At 46.5% G+C, this 23,647-nt stretch carries 23 protein-coding genes; 11 read left to right on the forward strand and 12 right to left on the reverse strand.

Features of this window, described 5'->3' with window-relative positions:
* Nucleotides 1-44 precede the first annotated feature (44 nt).
* From fabV to M1D72_RS16025, 3 genes are all read right to left on the reverse strand, one after another.
* Nucleotides 45-1,247, reverse strand: a complete 1,203-nt coding sequence (gene fabV / locus M1D72_RS16015) for an enoyl-ACP reductase FabV (protein ID WP_456295835.1) — start codon at nucleotides 1,245-1,247, stop codon at nucleotides 45-47.
* Nucleotides 1,248-1,420: 173 nt separating this feature from the next.
* The gene (locus M1D72_RS16020; protein ID WP_456295836.1) at nucleotides 1,421-3,706 is read right to left on the reverse strand and encodes an acyl-CoA dehydrogenase; all 2,286 of its coding nucleotides are present in this window, start codon (nucleotides 3,704-3,706) and stop codon (nucleotides 1,421-1,423) included.
* Nucleotides 3,707-3,763: 57 nt separating this feature from the next.
* Nucleotides 3,764-4,390, reverse strand: a complete 627-nt coding sequence (locus M1D72_RS16025; RefSeq protein ID WP_456295837.1) for a TetR/AcrR family transcriptional regulator — start codon at nucleotides 4,388-4,390, stop codon at nucleotides 3,764-3,766.
* A gap of 429 nt (nucleotides 4,391-4,819) precedes the next feature.
* On the opposite strand from M1D72_RS16025, the gene M1D72_RS16030 reads away from it, so the two are divergent.
* The 8 genes from M1D72_RS16030 (at nucleotide 4,820) to M1D72_RS16065 (ending at nucleotide 12,344) form a co-directional block, all read left to right on the forward strand.
* A complete protein-coding gene (locus M1D72_RS16030; RefSeq protein WP_456295838.1) occupies nucleotides 4,820-5,704 on the forward strand; it encodes a pyridoxal-phosphate dependent enzyme in 885 nt (294 codons plus the stop codon).
* Nucleotides 5,705-5,727: 23 nt separating this feature from the next.
* Nucleotides 5,728-6,000 (forward strand): DUF1496 domain-containing protein, encoded by a 273-nt coding sequence (locus M1D72_RS16035; protein ID WP_456295839.1) that lies wholly within the window; start codon nucleotides 5,728-5,730, stop codon nucleotides 5,998-6,000.
* Between the two features lie 210 nt (nucleotides 6,001-6,210).
* Nucleotides 6,211-6,936: a DUF3581 domain-containing protein gene (locus tag M1D72_RS16040; RefSeq protein ID WP_456295840.1), complete on the forward strand. Its 726-nt coding sequence runs from the start codon at nucleotides 6,211-6,213 to the stop codon at nucleotides 6,934-6,936.
* A gap of 289 nt (nucleotides 6,937-7,225) precedes the next feature.
* Nucleotides 7,226-8,215, forward strand: coding sequence for a TRAP transporter substrate-binding protein (locus M1D72_RS16045; protein WP_390189474.1), 990 nt, complete (start codon nucleotides 7,226-7,228; stop codon nucleotides 8,213-8,215).
* A 48-nt stretch (nucleotides 8,216-8,263) separates the two neighbouring features.
* Nucleotides 8,264-8,782, forward strand: a complete 519-nt coding sequence (locus tag M1D72_RS16050; RefSeq protein WP_456295841.1) for a TRAP transporter small permease — start codon at nucleotides 8,264-8,266, stop codon at nucleotides 8,780-8,782.
* On the forward strand, nucleotides 8,775-10,082 hold the full coding sequence (locus tag M1D72_RS16055) for a TRAP transporter large permease (RefSeq protein WP_390189472.1): 1,308 nt from the start codon (nucleotides 8,775-8,777) through the stop codon (nucleotides 10,080-10,082). Before M1D72_RS16050 ends, M1D72_RS16055 begins: the two co-directional genes overlap by 8 nt.
* A 19-nt stretch (nucleotides 10,083-10,101) precedes the next feature.
* A complete protein-coding gene (bglB, locus tag M1D72_RS16060; protein ID WP_456295842.1) occupies nucleotides 10,102-11,244 on the forward strand; it encodes a beta-galactosidase BglB in 1,143 nt (380 codons plus the stop codon).
* Nucleotides 11,245-11,531: 287 nt separating this feature from the next.
* Nucleotides 11,532-12,344, forward strand: coding sequence for a helix-turn-helix domain-containing protein (locus M1D72_RS16065; protein WP_456295843.1), 813 nt, complete (start codon nucleotides 11,532-11,534; stop codon nucleotides 12,342-12,344).
* Nucleotides 12,345-12,382: 38 nt separating this feature from the next.
* On the opposite strand, the gene M1D72_RS16070 is transcribed toward M1D72_RS16065, so the two are convergent.
* From M1D72_RS16070 to M1D72_RS16085, 4 genes are all read right to left on the reverse strand, one after another.
* Nucleotides 12,383-13,135, reverse strand: coding sequence for an SDR family oxidoreductase (locus M1D72_RS16070; RefSeq protein WP_456295844.1), 753 nt, complete (start codon nucleotides 13,133-13,135; stop codon nucleotides 12,383-12,385).
* 8 nt (nucleotides 13,136-13,143) lie between these two features.
* Nucleotides 13,144-13,995: a DMT family transporter gene (locus tag M1D72_RS16075; protein WP_456295845.1), complete on the reverse strand. Its 852-nt coding sequence runs from the start codon at nucleotides 13,993-13,995 to the stop codon at nucleotides 13,144-13,146.
* Between the two features lie 105 nt (nucleotides 13,996-14,100).
* Nucleotides 14,101-14,766, reverse strand: a complete 666-nt coding sequence (locus M1D72_RS16080) for a glutathione binding-like protein (RefSeq protein WP_390189467.1) — start codon at nucleotides 14,764-14,766, stop codon at nucleotides 14,101-14,103.
* A gap of 43 nt (nucleotides 14,767-14,809) precedes the next feature.
* Nucleotides 14,810-15,046: a DUF2789 domain-containing protein gene (locus tag M1D72_RS16085; protein ID WP_456295846.1), complete on the reverse strand. Its 237-nt coding sequence runs from the start codon at nucleotides 15,044-15,046 to the stop codon at nucleotides 14,810-14,812.
* Between the two features lie 264 nt (nucleotides 15,047-15,310).
* Between M1D72_RS16085 and M1D72_RS16090 the strand changes: the two genes are divergently transcribed.
* Nucleotides 15,311-16,213 (forward strand): DMT family transporter, encoded by a 903-nt coding sequence (locus M1D72_RS16090; protein WP_456295847.1) that lies wholly within the window; start codon nucleotides 15,311-15,313, stop codon nucleotides 16,211-16,213.
* Between the two features lie 169 nt (nucleotides 16,214-16,382).
* On the forward strand, nucleotides 16,383-16,946 hold the full coding sequence (locus M1D72_RS16095) for a sugar O-acetyltransferase (protein WP_456295848.1): 564 nt from the start codon (nucleotides 16,383-16,385) through the stop codon (nucleotides 16,944-16,946).
* A gap of 53 nt (nucleotides 16,947-16,999) precedes the next feature.
* Here M1D72_RS16095 and focA read toward each other — a convergent pair whose 3' ends face one another.
* The gene (gene focA / locus M1D72_RS16100) at nucleotides 17,000-18,460 is read right to left on the reverse strand and encodes a formate transporter FocA (RefSeq protein ID WP_456295849.1); all 1,461 of its coding nucleotides are present in this window, start codon (nucleotides 18,458-18,460) and stop codon (nucleotides 17,000-17,002) included.
* A 195-nt stretch (nucleotides 18,461-18,655) separates the two neighbouring features.
* Here focA and M1D72_RS16105 point away from each other — a divergent pair, with 195 nt between their 5' ends.
* Nucleotides 18,656-19,582, forward strand: coding sequence for a LysR substrate-binding domain-containing protein (locus M1D72_RS16105; protein ID WP_390189458.1), 927 nt, complete (start codon nucleotides 18,656-18,658; stop codon nucleotides 19,580-19,582).
* A 270-nt stretch (nucleotides 19,583-19,852) separates the two neighbouring features.
* On the opposite strand, the gene M1D72_RS16110 is transcribed toward M1D72_RS16105, so the two are convergent.
* The 4 genes from M1D72_RS16110 to citF are packed head-to-tail and all read right to left on the reverse strand — an operon-like array spanning nucleotide 19,853 to nucleotide 23,602.
* A complete protein-coding gene (locus M1D72_RS16110) occupies nucleotides 19,853-20,683 on the reverse strand; it encodes a DUF5718 family protein (protein WP_456295850.1) in 831 nt (276 codons plus the stop codon).
* 30 nt (nucleotides 20,684-20,713) lie between these two features.
* Entirely contained in the window at nucleotides 20,714-21,655 is a 942-nt protein-coding gene (citG, locus tag M1D72_RS16115; protein ID WP_456295851.1) for a triphosphoribosyl-dephospho-CoA synthase CitG, read from the reverse strand.
* Nucleotides 21,639-22,178 carry a citrate lyase holo-[acyl-carrier protein] synthase gene (gene citX, locus M1D72_RS16120; RefSeq protein ID WP_390189453.1) on the reverse strand — a complete coding sequence of 180 codons (540 nt, stop codon included), beginning with the start codon at nucleotides 22,176-22,178 and terminating at the stop codon, nucleotides 21,639-21,641. The genes citG and citX overlap by 17 nt, the downstream gene beginning before the upstream one ends.
* Nucleotides 22,175-23,602: a citrate lyase subunit alpha gene (gene citF / locus M1D72_RS16125; RefSeq protein WP_456297414.1), complete on the reverse strand. Its 1,428-nt coding sequence runs from the start codon at nucleotides 23,600-23,602 to the stop codon at nucleotides 22,175-22,177. Before citF ends, citX begins: the two co-directional genes overlap by 4 nt.
* Between the last annotated feature and the right edge of the window lie 45 nt (nucleotides 23,603-23,647).

Consider the following 23,647-nt stretch of genomic DNA (forward strand, 5'->3'; position numbering starts at 1 on the left):
AAAAGGCGCTCAATGAGCGCCTTTGATTTTATTACGATATTCAATTATATATTGATAAAGTTGGTTTCCACTGCAGGATTAACATCGGCGTCGTAATCCACACCATCAACACCGAAGCCAAACAACTTAAGGAATTCTTCTTTATATTCCTCATAATCCGTCAGCTCTTTAAGATTCTCAGCTGTGATTTGTGGCCATAGGTTACGGCAATGCTGCTGAATATCTTCGCGAAGTTCCCAGTCGTCAAGGCGTAAGCGATTTTTATCATCCACTTCAGGGGCTGAGCCATCGTCTTTATAAAGGCGTTGGCTAAACATACGCAAAATCTGCTCCATACAGCCCTCATGTACACCCTCTTCACGCATTTTCTTAAATACCATCGCGATATAAAGTGGCATTACCGGGATGGCTGAACTTGCTTGTGTCACAACAGACTTCAATACCGCAACGTTTGCACTGCCACCTTGAGCAGAGAGTTTGTTGTTCAGCTCAGAAGCCGCACGATCAAGGTCCATTTTGGCACGGCCTAACGCACCGTCCCAGTAGATAGGCCAAGTTAGCTCGGTACCGATGTAGCTGTATGCTACGGTTTTACAACCATCAGCCAACACACCTGCTTCAGATAACGCATTGATCCAAAGTTCCCAATCTTGACCACCCATGACGGTGACCGTGTCTTCGATTTCTTGCTCAGTTGCAGGCTCGATACTCGCTTCAATAATGGTATCTTTGTTGGTATCAACCGCAGCAGATGTATATGTCTCGCCAATCGGTTTGAGAGAAGAACGAACCAACTCACCCGTTTCTGGAAGCTTACGAACTGGAGAGGCCAGCGAGTAAACCACCATATCAATCTGACCAAGATCTTGTTTGATCAGCTCAATAACTTTTTCTTTGGCTTCATTTGAGAAAGCATCACCATTAACGCTTTTCGCGTATAGGCCTTCTTCATGTGCCAATTTTTCAAAAGCAGCTGCATTGTAAAAACCAGCTGTGCCTGGTTTTTTCTCTGTGCCTTCTTTTTCAAAAAAGACACCAATGGTTGAAGCGCCACCACCAAATGCTGCTGCGATACGGGAAGAAAGTCCGTAACCACTTGACGAGCCCACGACAAGTACGCGTTTTGGTGCGTTCTTGATTGGACCTTGTGCTTTTGTATAAGCAATTTGTTCTTTTACGTTAGCTTCACACCCAACTGGATGTGTTGTGGTACAGATAAATCCACGAATTCTAGGTTTGATGATCATATTCAACTTCCTTTAAAAAACCTTGCTAGGATAAAAGTTTCATCTTTAAATCTCACCAAATTTCTCAAAAAATAAGGTCAATTATCCAGTGGTTGGATCTGTTTCAGTGTAAAACCCCTAAAAATAGGAAGGCACCTCACAGAGGTGCCTTGATAGCTTAGTTCATAAAACACTCAAGCGACATTATTCAACTTGGGCTTCTTTACGGTTTGTTCCGTTCTGACCTCACTAAAGTCATGACTGAAATGATCAACCTGAATCGCTCGGTAGCGAAGCTTATCTGCGTGATTTATCTGATTCACCTCTTCTTGCGATAAAATTCCTACTTGTAAGGCTTGCGCTAAGCGTTCTTGTAATGGTCCTTTACGTGCGACTTTCCCTTCTTTTGCCGCGCGAGCAAGTTTACGCTCTAACGGTTTAACCCCATACATCGCAATAAAGGCCTGTTCCATTAAACCAACGCTATCATCCGCTTGCTGACCGATGTAACACAGTTTGGTTAAACGGTCTCGGTGTGCGCCTGGAGTCATCAAACTTTCTGCAAGACGGACGGTTAAATCATCACTTGGTGCACTAAAATGATTCCCAATTGGGAAAATAACCGCCTTCATGAAACGTCCAACCGCTTTACTTGGGTAGTTTTGATAAGCTTGTTGCAGAGCGTCTGATGCTTTGTGAAGACAGTGCTGAACAGCATAATGAACGTAATCGAGGTCCTGCTGCTGACGTCCTTCTTCCTCATATTTTTTCAGCACTGCGGACGCCATATATAGGAAGCTCAGAGCATCACCCAAACGCGCTGAAATCATTTCTTTACGCTTTAATTCCCCACCCAGCGTGAGCATGGCAAAATCCGCACTCACCGCAAGGGCTCGGCTTAAGCGCGTCAAATCTTTGTAGTAGCGTTTTGTTGGCCCACTCATGTCTGCTTTAATAAATGCAGAGCCGGTGAGCGCCGCGCTTAATGCCCCAAAGGTATTTTTTGTCGCATGTTTAATGTGTTTAAACAGTAACGTATCAAATTCTTTCGCCCCTTGCTGCTCATCGGGGTTTGCGGCAGCATCCATCTCTTTGAGAACATAAGGATGACAGCGTGTGGCACCTTGACCAAAGATCATCAGGTTACGCGTTAGAATATTAGCCCCTTCCACGGTAATCGCGACGGGAATACCCAAGTAGTGCGTGGCTAAATAATTCATTGGTCCATCTTGAATTGCTCGCCCGGAATGGATATCCATTGAATCATTTAAAATACCCCGCGCAATTTCCGTCATATGGTATTTAGCAATCGCGGTAACGATACCAGGCTTTTCTTTCATATCTAAAGCGGTCGTGGTCATGGTACGAGTGGCTTCGAGTAGATACGTCATGCCCCCAATACGACCCAATGCTTCAGCGACGCCTTCAAATTTGCCAATCGACATACCAAATTGTTTACGAACATAGGCGTAAGCGCCGGTTGTTCTTGCGGTCAAGTGTCCAATCGCCGTCCCTAATGCAGGCAGTGAAATTCCGCGCCCAGCCGATAAACACTCCACCAGCATACGCCAACCTTTGCCCGCATAATCTGCGCCGCCAATCAGCCAATCCATTGGAATAAATACATCTTGTCCGCGTGTCGGCCCGTTCATGAATGCCAATCCAAGAGGATCGTGACGTTCACCAATCTCCACCCCAGAATGTGAAGCCGGAATTAACGCACAAGTAATGCCAAGATCGCGCTTATCACCAAGCAGCCCTTCTGGATCAGACATCTTAAATGCCAATCCAAGTACGGTTGCTACCGGCGCGAGCGTGATATAGCGCTTGTTCCAATTTAAACGAACGCCCAGCACTTCTTTACCTTCGTGGGTGCCATAACAGACAACACCTTGGTCAGGAATCCCACCCGCATCCGACCCTGCTTCTGGGCCAGTTAACGCGAAACAGGGGATGTCGGTACCATCAGCCAAACGCGGTAGCCAATAATCTTTTTGCTCTTGAGTACCGTAGTGCGTGAGCAACTCACCCGGGCCGAGTGAGTTAGGCACCATGACGGTCACGGCAGTACTGATGCTTCGCGTCGCAATCCGCGACACAATAGTTGAGTTCGCCAGCGAAGAAAATTCACGCCCTCCATACTCTTTCGAAATAATCAGAGAGAAAAAGCGTTCTTTGCGAAGATAATCCCATACTTCTTTCGGTAAATCTCGGTCTTGCTTAATGATTTTATGGTCATCAAGCATTTCGAGTAGCGTTTCTAACTGATTATCGATAAACGCTTGTTCTTCATCACTGAGCGTCGGTTTCGGATAGTGATGCAGCTTTTGAAAGTCAGGTGAACCTGAAAATAATTCACCATCCCACCAAACACTGCCCGCTTCCATGGCCTCTTTTTCGGTGTCTGAAAGAGGAGGCAGCACTTTCTTAAACAATTTAAATGCTGGGTCACTGACCCATTTTCTTCGTAGAGAGCTCATGTTCCGATCCTTTTGTTCACGTTTTGGTATCACGTTGTATTGTTATTATGTTTTGTCTTATTCAGCGCCAACGCCCGCAGCTAAATAGATGATTAAATGGTCGACAACCGCTTTAATATCGACTTCATGCCCAAAGTTACTTTGCGCAATTTCCGATAACGCTTGGCTTGACGCCATGGTGAAAACGCAAGTTCCTAAAGTAAAATGTAAACGCCAAAACAGCGTTTCTGGATCCAACTTAGGATTCGCCTTCAGCACACTGTCAGTAAACAGCGTCAGCGTTTGTTGATAACGAGTCGTAATAAACCAGCGTAAATGACCCTGCACATCGGTGTACCCACGTCCAATCAAAGACATAAAGCGACTTGTTCCGTTCGGCCTAACATTATTTAACGAGCGTAGCGGTTCACGTAACGACTCAAATACGTCCGCCATGCTGTAGTTTTTGTCTAGATTGAGTGTAATCAAAGCATCTTGGAGCGCGGGCATAAACGCTTCGAGATAACGGTTAAGCACGGCTCTCACCAAGGTTTTCTTGTCCCCAAAGTGATAATTGACTGATGCTAAGTTCACCCCTGCTTTACTTGTAATCACCCGTAGAGAGGTATCGTTAAAGCCATGCTCAGCAAACAGCCCTTCCGCAACATCCAGTATTCTGTCTTTGGTGGTGTTTTTAATCGCCATTCCAATCACCCAAATCAAACGCTTGTTTGAAATATACAATCGACACATTTAATTAACAAGCAATTAACATCACAAAATCAAACATTGGTCAGACCAGAATAAAATGCGTCGAATAGCGGGCTTCAAAGTGGAATAGCAAATTTTTTTGAGTTTTTTTTGGCGCCATAGGGAACTGTTTGCTTTTCCCTCGGTCTGAATTTGTGTAGTCGGCAGAGCATTGAGAGTTTAGAGGCTGTCATATCCTTAATTCCCAACGTGACTACTTGTTTATTTGCGCTGCTTTTTTCTTAATTAACTCCTATGTTTGTATATGCCCGAACTGTTATTCGGGCTTTTTTTTGTCTTTTTATCCCCTCAAATCATCTCATCACTGATCCTCAGCGAGAAATTCATTACTATGTCACTAGAAGGTTCCTAACAGTTCATACGATGAAACTCACACAAAGCCCAATGACCTATCATCAATTTGGTGATATTCACTTTGCCCTGAAAAGAGATGATCAGTTGCATCCCCAATTTAGTGGTAATAAAGCTCGCAAATTAGCTTGGTTACTTGATACCAGCCAACAGTCTGACATCACAACACTGATTGGTTACGGCAGTGTCCAAGCCAATTCGTTGTACTCACTTGCCGCTCTGGCAAAGCTCAAAGGTTGGCAACTGGAATACTACGTGGCGCGCATTCCACAATGGTTAACAGCGTCTCCAACAGGTAACTACCGCGCTGCGCTCGCGCTTGGCGCTCGGATCATCGTGACCGAGACTCAGCCAGCTGAATATATTGAGCATGTACGTCGCCCAGACCAGCAGTGTTTATGTGTCCCTGAAGGCGGCCGATCTCAGTGGGCACAATATGGCGTGGAGCAGTTAGCTCGCGAGTTATTAACCCAAATAAGCCCAAGCGTTCGCCAGAACACCATTGTTGCTCTGCCCTCTGGTACCGGGACAACGGCTCTGTATTTGCACAAAGCGCTCGCTTCCCACGATATCCAAGTTGTGACCTGCCCATGCGTCGGCGGTGAAGCGTATTTGGTGAAACAATTTCAATCGCTTGGCGAAAAATCACATCCTCACATTCTAACGCTGGATAATAAACACCACTTCGGTAAGCTCGATAAACAAGACTATAAAATATGGCAATCGCTCTTCACCGCCACTCAAGTCGAATTTGACCTACTGTATGATCCCATGATGTGGCGCTGCTTGATGGATTGGCTACCAAACCAATCGCGGACGTCATTAGTCTATATTCATCAAGGTGGTGTACTGGGAAATGAAAGCATGCTACCTCGTTATCAACGTAAATTTGGTTAACGTTCAATAAAAAGGAATGACTTATGTTCCGTCCCCTACTGTTTGTTTTCGGTTTGATCTCCTTTTCGAGTACTGCCCAAGTCGCGCATACCGCACCGGCGCCGATTGTCAGGTTAGATACAGGGAAAATAGCCGAACGAGTCTGCTACTACCAAGACCAAGCCTATTCATTTGGCGCCATTATTCAGGTCGGTGATTACTACATGGAATGCAAAGCAGCCAATGATTTCGAAACTAACGGCTCACTCAAATGGCAACGCATCAATAAAAAGCCGCAGCAGAAAACATCTCAGTAATTACTACGAGTCTGAGCATGGAACAAGAAGACTCAATTAATCTCACATTTATGACAGAAACTCATATCAAACCCTTATAGAATCAGGGTTTGATATCGAAAATTTGCGCTGAAGGTCACGACAAAAGTTGAGATTTGTCATCTGGATAGACCATTAAACAGCAAAAGTTTGTATATACTGCTGTGCAGTTTTGGTTACTTAGTGTCAATTATGTTTCTATCACCTTATTTTTCATGTTCAGATCAGCAATTCCAGTTCACTCGCGAGCAAGCCAGTCACTTTGCTAAAAAAGTCGCGGGAGATTTCAACCCTATTCACGATGAAGACAGCAAACGTTTTTGCGTTCCTGGTGATCTTTTGTTCGCTGTATTGCTCAAACAGCAAGGCATCAGCCAAAAAATGCGCTTCGAATTTGCGGGAATGGTGGGCGATGGTATTGCTCTTAATATCGAGCAGCAGTGTGAGAAACAAGCCGCTGTCATTGATGAAAATGGCAAAGAATACTTGCGTATGACTCGCGAAGGCTCAGTCAGCCATGATGCTGAATTTATCGAGCACGTTGTCACCAACTATGTGCAATTTTCCGGCATGAACTTCCCGCATATTATGGTGCCATTGATGGAGCAGCAGCAGGTCATGATCAACTGCCAACGTCCACTGGTCATTTATGAAAGCATGGAAGTCGAATTCAGCCGTTTGGATTTGCACAAACCAGAAGTGATATTTACTGACGCGACATTTGATGTCGAAGGTAAACGCGGTATCGTCACGATGAACTTCGCCTTCAAAGAAGGGGAAGAAACCGTAGGTACAGGCTGTAAACGTATGGTCGCCACCGGCCTTAAGCCTTATGAACAAGTGGCCGTCGACGATTTAGTGGACCGATTCAATCAACGTAAAGCAGAGTTTTTAGCAAAGTTTAAAGCGGCGGCATAATTCACGCTTTTTCAAAAAACATTCCCCCACATTATTAAGCCAAGTGTCGACCTGATACTTGGCTTTTCTTTTGCGCAGAAAACCCTCTCGCGATATACGGATTTTTTAGATTTGTGATGCCCATCTTTTGGGCGGGCGAAAAACGTCAGCTTTGATATTTGACTGGCGGATTTTCAAAGGTGGCCAAATGTTCAAGCTGACAACATAGTGTGTAGAACATGAAGCGCATTGCGATGCGACTAGCCAAACATAAATCAAAAATAACCCCTATATCCTTAATGGAGGACTTATGTCGACACTCCGTACCCCATTGAAGTTACTACTTACTTCAATGTTAATTCTGCCAACCCTCTCAGTTGCCCATGCACAAACCGTCCTTAAGTTAGCTTACGCTGAAAATAGTCAGCCCGTAAAAGATGCATTGAAGTACATTGGTGACGCTGTTGAACAAAAAACCAATGGCGAAGTCAGAATACAGTATTTTCCAGACAGCCAATTAGGTGGCGAAAGAGAATTGGTCGAAATGGCCCAAGTCGGCGCCATTGATATCACTAAAGTCTCCTCTGGATTACTGGAAAGCTTTTCTCCGCTGTACGGCGTTTTCTCGCTTCCCTATTTATTTGACTCAGAAGAAAACTACTATCAGGTGATGGATAACCCCGACATCATGAATCCTGTTTATCAATCAACTGCAGCGCAAGGCTTTACTGGGGTCGCATGGTATGACTCGGGGGCACGTAACTTCTATATGGCAAAAGGCCCTGTAGAGAAGCTCAGTGACCTCAAGGGCAAAAAAATTCGTGTCATGCAAAGTGAAACGGCGATTGAAACCATGAAATTGCTTGGCGCCTCCCCAATTGCCATGAGCCAAGCTGAGGTCTATACCTCACTCCAACAAGGCATTCTTGATGGTGCAGAAAATAACGAATTCGTACTGACTATCGCTCGCCACGGTGAAGTCGCTAAATATTACTCTTACGACATGCATACTCGAATTCCCGATATCGTCGTCATGAGCAACCTGACCAAAAACAAACTCACCCCAGATCAATACCGCGCATTAACCGAGGCCATCGACGAATCCGTCGATATTGAAAAACAAGCGTGGAAAGTCGAAATGGAGAAAACACGAAAGCTGGCCAAAGAACAGTTTGGCGTTAAGTTTTACAACATTGACCAAACTCCGTTCAAACAAGCCGTTCAGCCAATTTATGACAAGCTAGAGAACAAACCGGAAGTGTTCTCCTTGTATAAAAAAATCGCGGCAGTCAGTCAATAATCGTGTTGGGCGCTCTGCTGTCTGCGCCCATCTATTTCCGAGGTCGTCATGAATAAATTACGTTGGTGGCTCGACAAAAGCATTGAGATATTTGCCTGTGTCTTGTCTACATTGATGGTCGGTGTCGCCTGTTGGCAAGTCATAAGCCGCTATCTTTTTAACTCTCCGAGCACATTTTCAGAAGAGTTTTTACGTTTTTCTCTGGTGTGGATTTCCGTCATAGGGCTTGCGTATGTCGCAGGGAAACGAGAACACATCAGCCTGACTCTGTTTCTGGATAAATGCCCAAAACAGTTAACCGCTTATTGGAACATTGTCATTCAAGTGGTGTTCATTTTATTCGCCATCTACATCCTAATCATCGGTGGAATGAAAGTATCAAATAACGCCATGATGCAAATCTCTCCGGTACTCAAATTATCGATGGGCAAAGTCTATTACGCGTTGCCTCTCTCGGGCGGGCTTACCATCATCTACTGTGTGCTCAACATCGTTGACATGATTAAAGAGCGTCATGCAGAGCAACTCGACCCAACGGCCGTGCTCAAGGAGGACTCTCATGGTTGATCCTATCATTGCTGCCAGCCTGCTTGTGGGTATCTTCGTCGTGTTGCTGGCGTTAGGCACACCGATTGGCTTATGTATTGTTATTGCCTCTGGCAGTACTGTGATGCTGGTGTTGCCTTTTGATATTGCGATGTTCACGACGGCGCAAAAAATGTTTTCCAGTCTGGATAGCTTTGCGCTGCTTGCCGTCCCCTTCTTTATTCTTTCTGGGGTCATAATGAACAACGGCGGCATCGCGACTCGTTTAGTCAACTTTGCCAAGCTATTTACAGGACGGGTACCAGGCTCACTGTCTTACACCAATATTGCCGGTAACATGATGTTTGGTGCTGTCTCTGGCTCAGCGATTGCCGCTTCCACGTCAATCGGCGGCGTAATGATACCAATGAGCGCCAGAGAAGGTTACAACCGTAACTTCGCCTCCGCGGTCAACATTGCCTCTGCGCCCACAGGCATGCTAATCCCACCAACCACAGCCTTTATCCTCTATGCGTTAGCCAGTGGCGGTACCTCAATCGCGGCATTATTTGCTGGCGGTTTAGTGGCCGGCAGTTTATGGGGAATCGGTTGTATGTTAGTGACTTATGTCGTCGCTAAACGCAACAATTACCGTAACTTCTTTACGTTGCAAAAAGGCGCTGCGTGGCAAGTTTTTAAGGATGCGGTACCAAGCTTACTGTTGGTGGTCATTATCGTCGGAGGGATTGTTAAAGGCATCTTCACAGCCATTGAAGCCTCAGCGGTAGCCGTGGTTTACACCGTTTTTCTCACCGTATTTTTATACAAAACCTTAAGCTGGAAACAGCTCCCTAAGATTTTAATACAAACCTTTGTGATGACGGGCGTCATTATGTTCTTGCTGGCGACCTCTTCTGCAATGTCGTTTGCGATGTCGATGACAGGCATCCCCGGCGCATTGAGCACAATGATTCTAGGCATTTCTGAGAATCCGATGGTGATCATGTTAGTGATTACGCTGTTTATGCTGATCGTTGGCGCATTTATGGATATCGGCCCTGCCATCTTGATCTTCACCCCCATACTATTGCCAATTGTGCAGAAGATTGGCGTCGATCCGGTGCATTTTGGCATTTTGATGGTTTATAACCTTGCTATCGGAACCATTACTCCTCCTGTCGGCAGTGGTTTATATGTGGGTGCAAGCGTCGGTCAAGTAAAAGTCGAAAGCTTAATTAAGCCTTTAATGCCGTTCTATATCGCCATTATCATCGTTTTAATTTGCATCACCTATCTACCTGAATTAACGCTATTTTTACCAAGACTTCTTGGTGTGATGTAACTGAATTCTGAGGATTATTATGAAAGTTTTTCCGGTTAAACACAGCGCCTTACTTCGCCGAACAGAGCGCCCACATCCGCGCAGCTTGATCGTGGACAAAATTACCAGCCTCATCGATAACCTGATTAATATTCAAGATGACACTGGTGAGTTCCTGTTACACCTTGATGATGGCCGCACGATTGATACCAAAGGCTGGGCCGGTTGGGAGTGGACGCACGGGATTGGCCTTTACGGAATGTACAAATACTATCAGCAGACCAACGATCTCAACGTTTTGAATATTATCGACGAGTGGTTTGAAGACCGTTTTGCCGAGGAGCAAGCCACCAAAAATGTGAATACCGTGTGCCCGTTTTTGACGCTCGCCTATCGCTACGAAGAAACTGGAGACCAATCGCTGATCCCCTATTTGGAAACTTGGGCTGAGTACGTGATGTATCAGATGCCGCGAACGCAAAGCGGCGGAATTCAACACATTGTTTACAACAGTGAGAACACTCAGCAGATGTGGGATGACACACTGATGATGAGTGTCATGCCGCTGACTAAAATTGGTTTATTGCTGAACAAACCTGAGTATGTTGAAGAAGCGAAATATCAGTTCTTAACCCATATCCAGTACTTAACCGACCGTCAAACTGGCGCTTGGTATCATGGCTGGACATTTGCTGGCAACCATAACTTTGCCGATGCTCGATGGGCTCGAGGAAATAGCTGGGTTACCATCGTCATTCCAGACTTTTTAGAATTGCTCGACCTTCCAGAGCACGATGCATTTCGACGCCATCTACTGCATATTCTTAACCGCCAGGTCGAGATGCTCGCAAACTGCCAGCAACCCAACGGATTGTGGTGCACGCTGCTTGACGATCAAAGCTCTTACGTTGAAGCCTCTGCAACGGCAGGCTTTGCCTACGGAATCCTAAAAGCTGTCCGTAAACGTTATATCGATGAGCAATATGCACCATTAGCACATAAAGCAGTGGATGCGTTAGTCGAGGAATACATCAACCGCGACGGTGAATTAGTGAACGTGTCATTTGGTACTGCAATGGGCAGTGATCTTGATTACTATCGCCAGATCCCACTGACCTCAATGCCTTATGGACAAGCAATGGCGATTTTATGCCTGTCGGAGTACTTGCGTACTTATCTATAAATCACCAAGCGTCGCCAGCAAGTATGCCTCTTGGCTGTTGCTGGCGACACTCACCCAATGTGACATGGTCACAAAACCTGCCCTACCCCAACAATGAAAATCCAAGCGCTTATTGAGTGGGGTTAGTTGTTCTAATTTTTGAGAGTTCAATGTCATAGCAAGCTGTACAAAATACATCCAGATCACAGAAACAGACATTAGTAATAAGTGTCTATTTTTCCATGATTTATATCACTGCTTTGTGGTCAAAATTTGTTAACTTACCTGTGAGTTTGAAATGGATAACAATGAAAATGTTTCAACTTAATAGCGATGAGTTTTTTGAACATTCTGACGCTGCCGTTTCCACTGAGGTCCGCGCTCCGCAGGAAAATTATCCTGAACACAGTCACGATTTTTATGAACTGGTGATTGTAACGAAAGGAGCGGGACAGCATGTGATTAATGATGTGCCAACAAACCTATCGCAAAATTACATCTGTTACGTTACACCGAGAGATCGCCATCTACTCGAAGAGGTCGACAACCTATATTTGACTAATGTTTTGTTTAAAAAAACAAGGTTATCTTATTCGCCGCTGCTCAAACATCTTCTGCCTAGAGACGACGAAAAAAATAACAGTTGGTTTGTCGCTTCTGAAAATATGAAACGGGTCAATCTGTTAGTGAATCAACTACAACAAGAATCACAACATAACACCCTAGAGTCTCGCTTGATGAGCGAAGCTTTGTTTCAACAACTCGTGGTGGAGATCTCTCGGGGACGTTTAACAGCCAAATCCAATAACGAACACGATAACTGTATCCTTAAAATCATTGATTGGATTCAGGCCAACTACCAACAAGATTTTCAAGTCGGCGATATTTCTGAACACTTTTCGATTTCCTCGCGAACGCTCAGCCGTCGAATCAAACAAGTCACTAATTTATCATTTAATAACTATGTACATCGTGTACGAATTAATAAAGCGATGGACTTGTTACATTACTCTGATTTATCGATTACAGACATCGCGTTTGAAGTTGGCTACAAAGACAGTAACTACTTCAGCACCAAGTTTAAGCGCTTTACATCCCGCACGCCGTCTGAGTTTCGTTAGGCTTTAGGCCGCCACAGCGGCCGATTAACTTGGTGCGGTTACAAACCGCCTGTCGTGTCAATAAATTTGCCCGTAACAAATGAGGCATTTTCACTGGCTAACCAGAAGATGGCTTGCGCCACTTCATGCGCCTCACCACCTCGTCCGAGGGGAATCTTATGCTGAAGACGCTCCACGCGCTCTGGTTCCCCACCACTCGCATGCATCTCGGTGTAAATCAGCCCTGGGCGAACACCATTAACTCGAATCCCTTCTTGGGCCACTTCTAAAGCGAGACCACGTGTCAGTGTATCCATCGCGCCTTTTGACGCCGCATAGTCGACGTATTCATTAGGCGAACCGCTCAATGCCGCTCCCGATGAAACGTTAATAATCGCGCCACCTCGCCCTCCATAACGCGTCGACATTTTTAACACTGCTTGCTTGGCACACAAAAAGCAGCTCATGGTATTGGCAAGCAACACTTGTTGAAAACGCTCGGCTGAAATCTGATCCATTCGGCTTTGTTGATGCAAAACGCCCGCATTGTTGATCAGTACCGTAGGCACGCCGAATTGCTCAATTACCTTGTCAAATAGCCGTGCCACTTGCGACTCCACTGCAACATCTGCTTGAATGGCTATCGCATTGGCGCCCATCTTGCGCAGTTCTTCGACCAATGCATTGGCCGCTTGATGATTCGATAGATAATTAACCGCAACGTGATATCCGTTTTGGGCAAACAATCTTGCGGTGGCCGCGCCAATGCCTCGACCACCGCCAGTAATTAAAACAATAGGTCGCTGACTCATAAACATCCTTAACCAGGCTTACGTGTATTAAATACCAAGGCAATGCCTCCAAGTACCAACAGGCTTGCTAGGCTCAAACGCCAGTTGAGCGGCTCTTGTAACCAAATAAGCCCCCCAAATACCGACAACACAGGAACAGACAGTTGAACCACCGAGGCTTTTAGTACGCTAATAAAGGCCAGTGCTCGATACCAGATAACATACCCCAGTGCCGACATCACAGCACCAGACAACAACGCCCATATCACACCAGGCGTTGATAGCGCTTTGGGCTCAACAAGCCAAGGTGATAACACCAACACAATGAGCCCTGCCCCCAAAAATCCCCAGTAGGTTGAACGCAATGGCTGCCCAGCTTTCTTTCCTACAACCGTAAATACTGCCCAGCAGATTCCAGCGACCATCATTAACAGCGCCGATATCAGGTCAGGTTGGCTTGCCGAGGGCAATAACAGTAGGCAAAAACCGCCGACGGCCAGCATGACGCCAAACCACTCACCAGCCGTTAGTCGATGGCCACTCATCCAATGGTAGGCAATCAGCACGAGTTGCACGGTGGCAAACAAAATCAATGCCCCAGTCCCCGCGGTGAGATGTAAATAGGCGTAGGAAAAACTTAATGCATAGCCAAGTAGCGGTAGCGCAAAAGGCATTAGCTTCAAAAGGTGCTGAGGATTGAGCGTGATTCGCTGCGCACGACTTATATGGTAAAAAGCCCCTAAACATAGCGCACCAGATAGCAAACGAATCACGCTAAATGCACCGGCATCAATGCTACCGTCCGCAAGGGCCAAGCGATTTAAAATCGAGTTACCCGCAAACGCTAACATCGCAAGTAGAGTCAATAAATAACCTTGCATTTTCATCCTAAATCAAGCTGTTACCAAGGTATCATGACACTATTTTGTGTCGCACGAAATAAAAAGCCACCGACAACGGTGGCTTTACGTACGCAATAGTTGGTTTTACGGTAAAGACTCAAGCGCGCAAACTGTCATCGCCCGGGCAGTGGCAGGCCTAGCTAACAGTCGCTCAACCCAACGTTTGATATTGGTGTATTGATCAAGACCAAACACTGCACCGGCCTGAAAGTGCTGCTCAAGGCAGACAATCCACGGCATGATGGCAAAATCGGCAATCGTGAGCTCATCACCGATGATATACACCTTGCCTTCCAAGTGTTTTTCTAAAACATTAAGTAAGTGCTGAGTCTCATCACGATAGCGAGCCTGCGCATAACTGACGTCTTCATCCACGGGCACGGAATAACTGAAATGCCCATACTGCGCCAACATTGGGCCAAGCCCGCCAATTTGCCAGCACAGCCATTGCAGAGTTTGACTACGACGTATGGCATCTTGAGGTAAAAACAGCCCTGTTTTTTCAGCCAAATAAATCAAAATGGCGCCGGATTCCATGACGGCATGCGGTTGACCGTGGTCGCCAACCGGGTCAACAATTGCTGGGATTTTGTTGTTCGGATTGATGCTGAGAAACTCTTCAACGAACTGGTCACCGACACATGAATCCACGGCGTGCGCGTCATACTCAAGGGCCATTTCCTCTAACGCAATAGCGACCTTTTGCCCGTTAGGTGTCGCCAGTGAGTATAGCTGCACTCTATGCGTCATAATTCACTCCTATCCTCGCCACGTTAAACGGCGGCCTAAGGGATTATTCATTTCGCAGCAAGACATCCAGTTGGTCAACCAACTCTGCCCAATCTGCATCCTCAGCCAAGGATTGGCGCAAAAAGCTCGCTTGGCTGTCATTCCAAAACGAAGCTTGATGCAAAGCGCCCTGCCCGACATTACCTTTGTGCTGCTCAATAAATTGCTCGATATCTTGTCGATGACCACTTAGGCCTAGTTGTTCAAACAATTCAGATAATGAGTGTTGCGTCGACTCCATACTTCCTCCTATTTTCGCGATCGATATGTTCGGTTGTCGTGGTGTCGTTTACTTTGTAACTATAGTAAAAATCAGTGATTTTCTCCGTTAAATCGCAGTTTGTTTTTGGTAATAGATTGATCAAAGCAATTACCAGCAACACATTGAATGATGAGAAGAATACCTCGACACTCAATCCAATAATTGGCATGCTACTGCACCACTCATTGCTTAGGGTGGGCAATAGACACATCACCAAGAAAGAGGAGAAGGAGAGATATCGCCATGGAAAGCGTGAAACCCGCACAGCCATCATCTAATCGCCGGGTTGTGATTATCTTGCTATTCTTATTGCCCCCTTTGTTCTGGGCAGGCAATTTTATTGTTGGCCGCGCCGTAAGAGATGAACTTCCACCCATAACTCTTTCGTTTGATCGTTGGATACTCGCCAGCCTAATCTTATTGCCATTTTCCTATCGTTGGATACGCCGTGACTGGCGTTTGTATTTCACCCATTGGCGCTTGATCACGCTAACCTCGGTCACTGGCTTCGCCGCGTTTAACTCTCTAATTTACTGGGGGCTCCAGTCAACGCCAGCCACCAACGGCACAATTTTAAACGCGTTTATTCCGCTGCTGATCAGTTTATTTGGTGCATTGTTTTTTGGGCTTGCCATGACCTGGCGTCTTGCTGCGGGCATCGTGCTCTCTTTATGCGGTGTCATTACGATTGTCACCGCAGGTCATTGGGCAAACTTGCTTGGACTCAATATCAACCAAGGTGACTTCATCATCTTCATCGCCATGGTTTGCTGGGCTATTTATACGATAGGCTTAAAACGCATGCCGGCCGAGCTCAATCGTTTGGGCTTAATGTCAGTCCAGATGATGATCGCGATTGTGTGCTTATTTCCGTTTTATTTATGGGAATTACATACTGGCCCCGCGCCTATTTGGAATGCTCACTCACTCATGAGCTTATTGTACATCGGTGTCCTGCCATCGATTGGCGCATTTTTATTGTACATGCGCTGTGTGGAAGCCTTAGGGCCTGCCAAAGCCAGTTTATCTGTCCACTTTATACCCGTGTTTGGCGCTTTACTGTCGGCAGTGTTCCTTGGCGAGTTTATTCAGCTCTACCACCTAGTCGGGATTGTACTGATATTCCTTGGACTCACTCTGAGCTAACCAATACGTGCACCATCGATATTCGGTGCGATGCCTGCAAAATTGTCGATGGGGTTGCAAAGTGCACGTGAAAGCAATTTGATACATGCCTTTAGCTATTTTCAGCATGTTTTTCCTCTAGGGGCTTTGTTTATACTTTTGAGCCCAGCCCCTAGTAGAGCATATCCCCATGACTGAATTAGAAAAAATGATTGCCGGCCATCCTTATCACATCAACGATCCAGAACTGGTTGAAATTCGCTTTGATACTCGGGATAAAACCGACGCATTCAATCAACTCTCGGCTCGTCAAGCCGAGCAAAAATCTGCGCTGATTAAGGATATTTTCGGTCAAGTGGGTGACAACGTCCATATTGAGAAAGGGCTGCGGGTCGATTACGGTTTTAATACAAAAATCGGCAACAATGTATTCATCAACTACAACTTCGTGGTACTTGATTGCACGGATTTCATCATCGGCAATAACGTGTTTATCGCACCGAATGTGCAGGTTTACACGGCGATTCATCCACTGGAACCTCGCCAACGAGCTCAGCATATCGGTCAAGCCAAGCCCATTACCATCGAAGATGATGTCTGGATTGGGGGCGGCTGTATCATTATGCCTGGTGTGACCATCGGCCGTGGCTCGACCATCGGTGCCGGCAGCGTTGTAACTCGGTCAATCGCACCAAATAGTGTTGCGGTGGGCAATCCGTGTAAAGTTAGCCGTACCTTAGACCATCAAGACTGACCCTATCGCCCCCAACACCGAGCAGTGTCGGGGGCGATAATCAACACTGAGCGTTATGCCCGTAGAGGTGGCTGTTGGTCTTCGACATCAACGACACGCATTCTCTCGCCATAGATTGTTCTCAGCGCCGAAGCAACATGTTGGCGATCGATCACACCACACAGCTCGCCTTTGTCGAGAACGGGTAAAATATGTGGCTGGCTGACTTGCATATTCTTAGCGCGTTCCTCCAGAGACAACGAACTCCACTGGGTGGCAAACCCCATACTGGTGGTTGGATACAGTTGCTCTTTATCAATACACATAAACTCAACCACATCCACCAGCTTATCTTCCGTGTTTAGCGCGATGACATCGCGGCTCATCAAATCGACTACAGTCTGCCCCTTTTCGGGTAAATAATCCTGACACCACAACTCAACCATTACATCATGTACCGAGAAAAAACCGACTAAATTGCCGTGAACATCGGCGACGGGTGCACCGTGCATGTTGGCATCGAGCAAAATATCCAGTGCGTGTTCCACGGGCATATCAGCGGTTAAGGTCGTAGGACGAACGTTCATAACATCGCGAACTAAAATGGTGGCATTCATAGGACTTTCCTTAACAGATTGTAGATCTTGAGTGTGAATAATAGGTTGGATAGAAACGGAGTTAAGCTGTGGCTTACGGTAGATACACCAGTTCGCCAGGCCGACCAATACCGCTCCGCCAACGATATTGCCAAGGGTGACTGGAATTAAGTTGCTGGTCACAAAATGAGACAGCGTCAAATCGGCAAATAGACTGGCCTCTACGCCAACTTGTAACCAAAAGGCCTCTGGGGCAAAGCTGTGAATCGTAATACCGAGTGGCACCATAAACATATTGGCCACACAGTGCTCAAAGCCACTAGAGACAAACATGGCAACGGGTAATACGGTCATCGCCGCTTTGGTCAGCGCATTTTTCGATGAGAATGTAAGCCAGATGGCTAAACACACCAGTACGTTACACAATACGCCTAACGAAAATGCCTGAATCGGCGTGTGATGCAGTTTATGCTGGGCAATTTGCAAGGCATTTAACCCCCAATTTCCGCCATCAAGTTGGTATAACCCTGCACCAGTGACAATGAGTAACAGCAGCATCGCGCCGATAAAATTTCCCACATACACTGTTGCCCAAATACGTAGCATACGACCAAACTGTAGCTGCTTATTTGCCCAAGCAATGCTTGAGAGGACCGAGCTGGTAAACAGTTCGGCACCACAGAGCACAATCAGCATCAAGCCCATGCTGAAGGCCAAACCGCCTATCAGACGACTTACCCCCCAACTGCTCCCATCACTGCCTGTGGTCACGGTGATGTAAAACACAAATGCCAAGCCAATAAAGGCACCCGCCATCACCGCTAAGCTCAACATCATTGATGTGCTTTTTTGCGTTTTCTTTTTCGCAAACTGTTCTGCCTCTTTCATCATTTCAAAAGGCGTCAATAAATGTTCATTGGATGAAGCAACAACCGACATTCTCGCCTCCTACATGTATTTCCATAATCATTTCTCCATAGCGTCACAAGCCAAGCGCTTGTTCTCTTTCACCATAAGGAGCGTCATCTAGGAGGTAAAATTGATAATAATAAAAAACCTCATCAAAAATATTGATATATGTGAAATTAAATTTACAATAAACCCTTGAGTTGAAAGACAATGGATGAGGTGTCGATGCGTTACTCTTTAAAGCAATTAACGGTATTTGATGCGGTCGCTGATACGGGCAGTGTCAGCTTAGCTGCTACCAAGCTGTCACTGACGCAATCCGCCACCAGTATGTCTCTCGCTCAACTGGAAAAGATGCTTGGTCGCCCCCTCTTTGAGCGTCAAGGCAAACGCATGATGCTCACTCACTGGGGCGTATGGCTACGGCCCAAAGCCAAGCGCTTACTGCAAGACGCACAGCAAATTGAGATGGGCTTTTATGAGCAGCACTTGTTAAGTGGTGAAATCCGTGTCGTTGCCAGCCAAACCCCAGCTGAACACTTGCTTCCCGACCTTATCAGTAATATTGATAACGATTTTCCAGAAATGCGCATCTCTCTCGATGTAAAGAGCACCAACAGCGTGCTTAAAGGAGTACTGGATTATCAATATGATTTAGGCGTTATTGAAGGTCGCTGTGACGACAGTCGATTGCATCAAATGGTGTGGTGTAAAGACTGCCTGACGATTGTCGCCTCTGCCCATCATCCGTATGCCCTGAGTGATGAAGTGACATTGGCTCAGCTTGAACAAGCCAAATGGGTGTTACGTGAAAAAGGGTCGGGTACGCGCAAAGAATTTGATAGTTCAATCAACCCACTGATCGATGATTTAGACGTATGGCGTGAGTACGAACACGTCCCGGTGATTCGTAGTATGGTCGCCAATGGTCCCTACATCACCTGCCTACCCTATTTAGACGTAAAGCCGATGATCAACAGTGGTCAATTGGTGGTGCTCAACGTTCCACAAGATCTCAAAATAAAGCGGACTTTATCGTTTATTTGGCGAGCGGATATGGCCGAGAATCCATTAGCAGAGTGTATTAAGCGTGAAGGGTTAAGAATGATGAAAAATGTCTCCAACTCGGTTGAGAGCCTCTCTCCCGCTTAGTTTCGGAAATCACCGACAACATCCATCAATAAAGTTGAATTGCCTCATCAATTTAGATGATGAACTAGACCATAAAAAATGTGCCGCAGATCGCTTTTGTGAAGAAAAATTCACAACATTGAGTTCTAAGCGGCCGGCTCATCAACCCATTTTCTCTCGCTCTTAAAACAAGAAAAGCCTAACATTCGTGTCCCGATAACACAGATGTTAGGCAAAAAAACAGCGCTGACCCCGCCAGCACCGCCCTACAAAATAGGATGCAGCTCTTGGTTAGAACACGGTTTGAACCACCGCTGAAATGCCACTTTTTTGAAGTTGATTGCTCGCGGCTAGCTGGCGAATTTGTTGCGGCGTATAGCTACGCTGGTCATAAACCACCACCATGCTGACATCACCACGCTGCAGAAAATTAGTTTCCCCATACGGAGTATATCGGGTTGCCCCAAGCGCTAATAAGACTTGTTGTGGATAATCCGCTTCAGCAATCATGTGTTTGATATTCTCTTTTGGCCCGGAGTCTTGCTGTTGATTCATCTGCTCGCTGATCCAAGAAAGTAATTGGTCATAGAAGTAGGTGTATCCAGAAATCTCACAATCTTCACCGTAGAGCTCAAACCCCTCACCCCGTTTGTGAAAACTTGCAATGCGGTACTGATCAATCTCGCCGCCCGGCGCAAGCTGGCTTATTGGCAACAAGGTCTCAGCAATTCCTTTTGACGCCGTCCCCCAATTCTTTTTCTCACTAATCTTATTGGCATCAGGGCGTCTTATCGAACAATCATTAAACGCGCCGAATGCTTTGGGTTTTAAATCAACCACATGATGATACTGGTCATACACGACATCGCATAACAGCCCGACTTCCGGCTCAATCTGTAAATGGTCGACATCAAGAGGCAGTTGTATGGCATTGTGGCTCAGAGGAAAATTGGTTAAGAATGAGTTGCTCTCCGAAGGCACATAAATTGGAAACAACGCTTGTGGTTTCGCCAGGTCGGCACCTTCAAGTTGCGCAAAATCTTCCGCTTCTCCCGCTTGCTGCAGGTGACCTGCAAAATTGCCAGCAATGCCGAGAACCAGTACATCGGTATACATTTTCATCGAAATAAATCCTTGTTTGATTGCTGCCAGTTACTGGCAATGTTGATTGAGATGATTTAACTGAGCGATGAGCCATGTCATCGCCAGGAGGTCAGCGCTGCCTCCGGGGCTCAAGCGACGATCCGTAAACTGCTGATTCAACTCAATAAGCTTTTGCTCAAGATGTGGGTTATCGCTGCCGCCCTGCTGTAGAAGTTGCCACGCAGCATTTTGTACAAAACGCAGGCCATGCATGCCGCCACGAGACACCACATTGGTATCTTGATTGTTCGCCATGAGTACCAGTAACGTTTGCCAAAGTGCGTGTTCAGTGCTCTGCCCTCTTGCGATGGCCTGTTCATAAGCAGGAAGGCTAAATTGGGTAATGGTGGCAAACCCCGAGGCGGCTTCGCCTCTTGCGCCCGTGAGCCCATATTGTTGAAACAACTTTTCACCGTGGCTTTGCGGTTGGAGCTGAGCAATTTTAAGCTCATCAAAGACTAACGTTGCACAGCAGCGCTTGATCACATGGCTAATGTGCACAGCATCCACCGCCAAACTTTTGCCTTTTAACCAACCGACAGCACCGCATATCAGACCGAGGCTAAATATCATTCCTTTATGCGTGTTTACGCCTTGCGTTGCTTTAAACATTGCTTGCTCGGCTTCAAGACCTATCGGCCTCAATACCGACAGCAAGTGATCCGCGCCATGCTTTCGATGTTCAAATCCCGCCACAAGAAACTGATAAATAAAAGGTTTAATTGCTTCTGCGCTGCGTTCGAATAATCGAACATCCATGTCAGAATGGGCTCCATTATTAAGCAAGTCCACCAGCCCCGGTTTAGGCGTTAAGTGCACTTCAACCAGCATCGCGTGATACGCCAGTTCAGAGACTAATTTGAATAAGTCAACGCGAACCGTTCGGTCCGCTTGAATCGGCGCTTCACAAAAATGCTCAGCGCCAACTAAAAGATTAAGCGCTGCATTCATGTTCTTTTACCATGTCATCAATCGCGCGGTTAAGCTCATCGAGCGAATGGCGACGGCTGCGCGCACAAACCACCGCGTCTTGCTCACAAATAAAACATTTGCGCCGCGGCATCTGCTCTCCTTGGCGAGAAATGATTTTGCCATCAGTGCCGATCACATCAAGATCCATAAGCCTGCCAAGCGGATGCTGCGTCTCAATTTGAATCATCCACTTTTTGAGCACAGACGCACTCACGGCGTTGACCACAAATAGGCCTTCTGGCCCGGTATTCTTAGTCACAAGTTGGCGAGCAACGATGTCACAATCATGGTGTTTGCACAGCCGGCTTATCGCTTCCACGCCTTGCTCAAACACTTTGTGAGAATTCGATGTCAACTTGTAGGGGCCGGGAATATTAACGGTGAAGGAGAGCAAAGGCGCGGAGTGGCGGCGAAGCCACTCCTGTTGTCGTTTCATCCGAGCTTCTTTACTCGCCAATATCTCGTCAAGCCCGACCGCATGTACTTGGCGGTCAAAGGTCATTGCTTTACCCTCTTAATAACATCAATCACCGAGCCATCACGGTAACGAACATAACCGACGATAGTGTCATCAAACTCAATCGGTTCAGGTTTCCCTGTTAGCGTCATCGCACGTTGATACAAGGTTTCAATCTCGACCACTTCAATGCCTTTACTCACTAATTGCTGGCGTACATCGTTGCGGGCTGGATTAACGGCAATCCCATGATCGGTCACCAGAACATCAACTGACTCACCAGGCGTCACCGTATTCAACACTCGGTTCACCACTGTTGGAATCCGTCCGCGAACCAAAGGCGCAACAACAATCGCGAGATTAGCGCCGGCCGCCGTATCGCAGTGACCTCCGGATGCGCCTCGAATCACCCCGTCAGAGCCTGTAATGACATTGACATTAAACTGAGTATCAATTTCCAGTGCGCTAAGAATCACAATATCTAAGCGATCAACCACCGCGCCTTTAGAAGACGGGTTTGCGTATTCATTGGCGGAAATTTCGATATGATTTGGGTTACGTGCTAACGAATCGGCTGCGCCTGCATCAAAGCATTGCACATCAAGTAGATGTTTTATTAAGCCTTTTTCGTGCATGGCGACCATGGTTGAAGTGATACCACCCAATGCAAACTCAGCGCTGATATCCTGCTTAACCATTTCGTTTTCAAGAAAGCGCGTTACGGCCAGTGACGCGCCACCCGAACCGGTTTGTAAGTTGAACCCTTGTTTGAAATAAGGTGAATGAATAATGACATCAGCGGCACGTTTGGCGATCAGTAACTCTCTCGGGTTACTGGTTAAACGTGTTTCCCCGCCACCAATTTTTGCCGGATCCCCAACTTCTGAAACTTCAACCACGGCATCGACATAGTCTTGAGTGATCGACGCCGGATGATTTGGATACGCGACTAAGCTTTCCGTTAACATCACCACATGCTTGGCATGCTGGGCGTCCACTTTCGCATACCCTAAAGACCCACAGCGAGATTGCCCATTGATGCCATTCGCATTACCAAACTCATCGCAGCACGGGACACCGATAAAGGCGACATCAATCTTTAACTCACCACTTTGAATCAAATGCACGCGCCCACCATGAGAGTGAATATGGACGGGCTCGTTCAGTAACCCACGGGAAATCGCTTCACCTAATTCGCCGCGGATACCTGAGGTATAAAGCTTGGTTACAACCCCATTGCGAATGTGCTCAACGATGGGAGAATGAATCCCCGTGAGTGAACTTGGCGCTAACGTTAGGTTCTTAAATCCCATCGACGCAATGGTATCCATGACCATGTTGATCACTTTGTCTCCAGCACGAAAGGCATGGTGAAAAGAGATCGTCATGCCATCTTCAAGCCCAGAGTCACGTATCGCTTGCTCAAGTCCGGCTTTTATTTTGCGACTGGTTTTTGTCTTCTCATCCATCAAGTAAGGCGTTGTACAATTCGCACCGCTAAATGCAGTCAATGA

The sequence above is a fragment of the Vibrio sp. AK197 genome, from assembly GCF_053903115.1.

Bases quoted from the DNA above. Each gene is read 5' to 3' on its own strand.
- fabV (WP_456295835.1), bottom strand. From the start codon at position 1,247: ATGATCATCAAACCTAGAATTCGTGGATTTATCTGTACCACAACACAT.
- M1D72_RS16020 (WP_456295836.1), bottom strand. From the start codon at position 3,706: ATGAGCTCTCTACGAAGAAAATGGGTCAGTGACCCAGCATTTAAATTG.
- M1D72_RS16025 (WP_456295837.1), bottom strand. From the start codon at position 4,390: ATGGCGATTAAAAACACCACCAAAGACAGAATACTGGATGTTGCGGAA.
- M1D72_RS16030 (WP_456295838.1), top strand. From the start codon at position 4,820: ATGAAACTCACACAAAGCCCAATGACCTATCATCAATTTGGTGATATT.
- M1D72_RS16035 (WP_456295839.1), top strand. From the start codon at position 5,728: ATGTTCCGTCCCCTACTGTTTGTTTTCGGTTTGATCTCCTTTTCGAGT.
- M1D72_RS16040 (WP_456295840.1), top strand. From the start codon at position 6,211: ATGTTTCTATCACCTTATTTTTCATGTTCAGATCAGCAATTCCAGTTC.
- M1D72_RS16045 (WP_390189474.1), top strand. From the start codon at position 7,226: ATGTCGACACTCCGTACCCCATTGAAGTTACTACTTACTTCAATGTTA.
- M1D72_RS16050 (WP_456295841.1), top strand. From the start codon at position 8,264: ATGAATAAATTACGTTGGTGGCTCGACAAAAGCATTGAGATATTTGCC.
- M1D72_RS16055 (WP_390189472.1), top strand. From the start codon at position 8,775: ATGGTTGATCCTATCATTGCTGCCAGCCTGCTTGTGGGTATCTTCGTC.
- bglB (WP_456295842.1), top strand. From the start codon at position 10,102: ATGAAAGTTTTTCCGGTTAAACACAGCGCCTTACTTCGCCGAACAGAG.
- M1D72_RS16065 (WP_456295843.1), top strand. From the start codon at position 11,532: ATGAAAATGTTTCAACTTAATAGCGATGAGTTTTTTGAACATTCTGAC.
- M1D72_RS16070 (WP_456295844.1), bottom strand. From the start codon at position 13,135: ATGAGTCAGCGACCTATTGTTTTAATTACTGGCGGTGGTCGAGGCATT.
- M1D72_RS16075 (WP_456295845.1), bottom strand. From the start codon at position 13,995: ATGCAAGGTTATTTATTGACTCTACTTGCGATGTTAGCGTTTGCGGGT.
- M1D72_RS16080 (WP_390189467.1), bottom strand. From the start codon at position 14,766: ATGACGCATAGAGTGCAGCTATACTCACTGGCGACACCTAACGGGCAA.
- M1D72_RS16085 (WP_456295846.1), bottom strand. From the start codon at position 15,046: ATGGAGTCGACGCAACACTCATTATCTGAATTGTTTGAACAACTAGGC.
- M1D72_RS16090 (WP_456295847.1), top strand. From the start codon at position 15,311: ATGGAAAGCGTGAAACCCGCACAGCCATCATCTAATCGCCGGGTTGTG.
- M1D72_RS16095 (WP_456295848.1), top strand. From the start codon at position 16,383: ATGACTGAATTAGAAAAAATGATTGCCGGCCATCCTTATCACATCAAC.
- focA (WP_456295849.1), bottom strand. From the start codon at position 18,460: ATGTCGGTTGTTGCTTCATCCAATGAACATTTATTGACGCCTTTTGAA.
- M1D72_RS16105 (WP_390189458.1), top strand. From the start codon at position 18,656: ATGCGTTACTCTTTAAAGCAATTAACGGTATTTGATGCGGTCGCTGAT.
- M1D72_RS16110 (WP_456295850.1), bottom strand. From the start codon at position 20,683: ATGAAAATGTATACCGATGTACTGGTTCTCGGCATTGCTGGCAATTTT.
- citG (WP_456295851.1), bottom strand. From the start codon at position 21,655: ATGAATGCAGCGCTTAATCTTTTAGTTGGCGCTGAGCATTTTTGTGAA.
- citX (WP_390189453.1), bottom strand. From the start codon at position 22,178: ATGACCTTTGACCGCCAAGTACATGCGGTCGGGCTTGACGAGATATTG.
- citF (WP_456297414.1), bottom strand. From the start codon at position 23,602: ATGGATGAGAAGACAAAAACCAGTCGCAAAATAAAAGCCGGACTTGAG.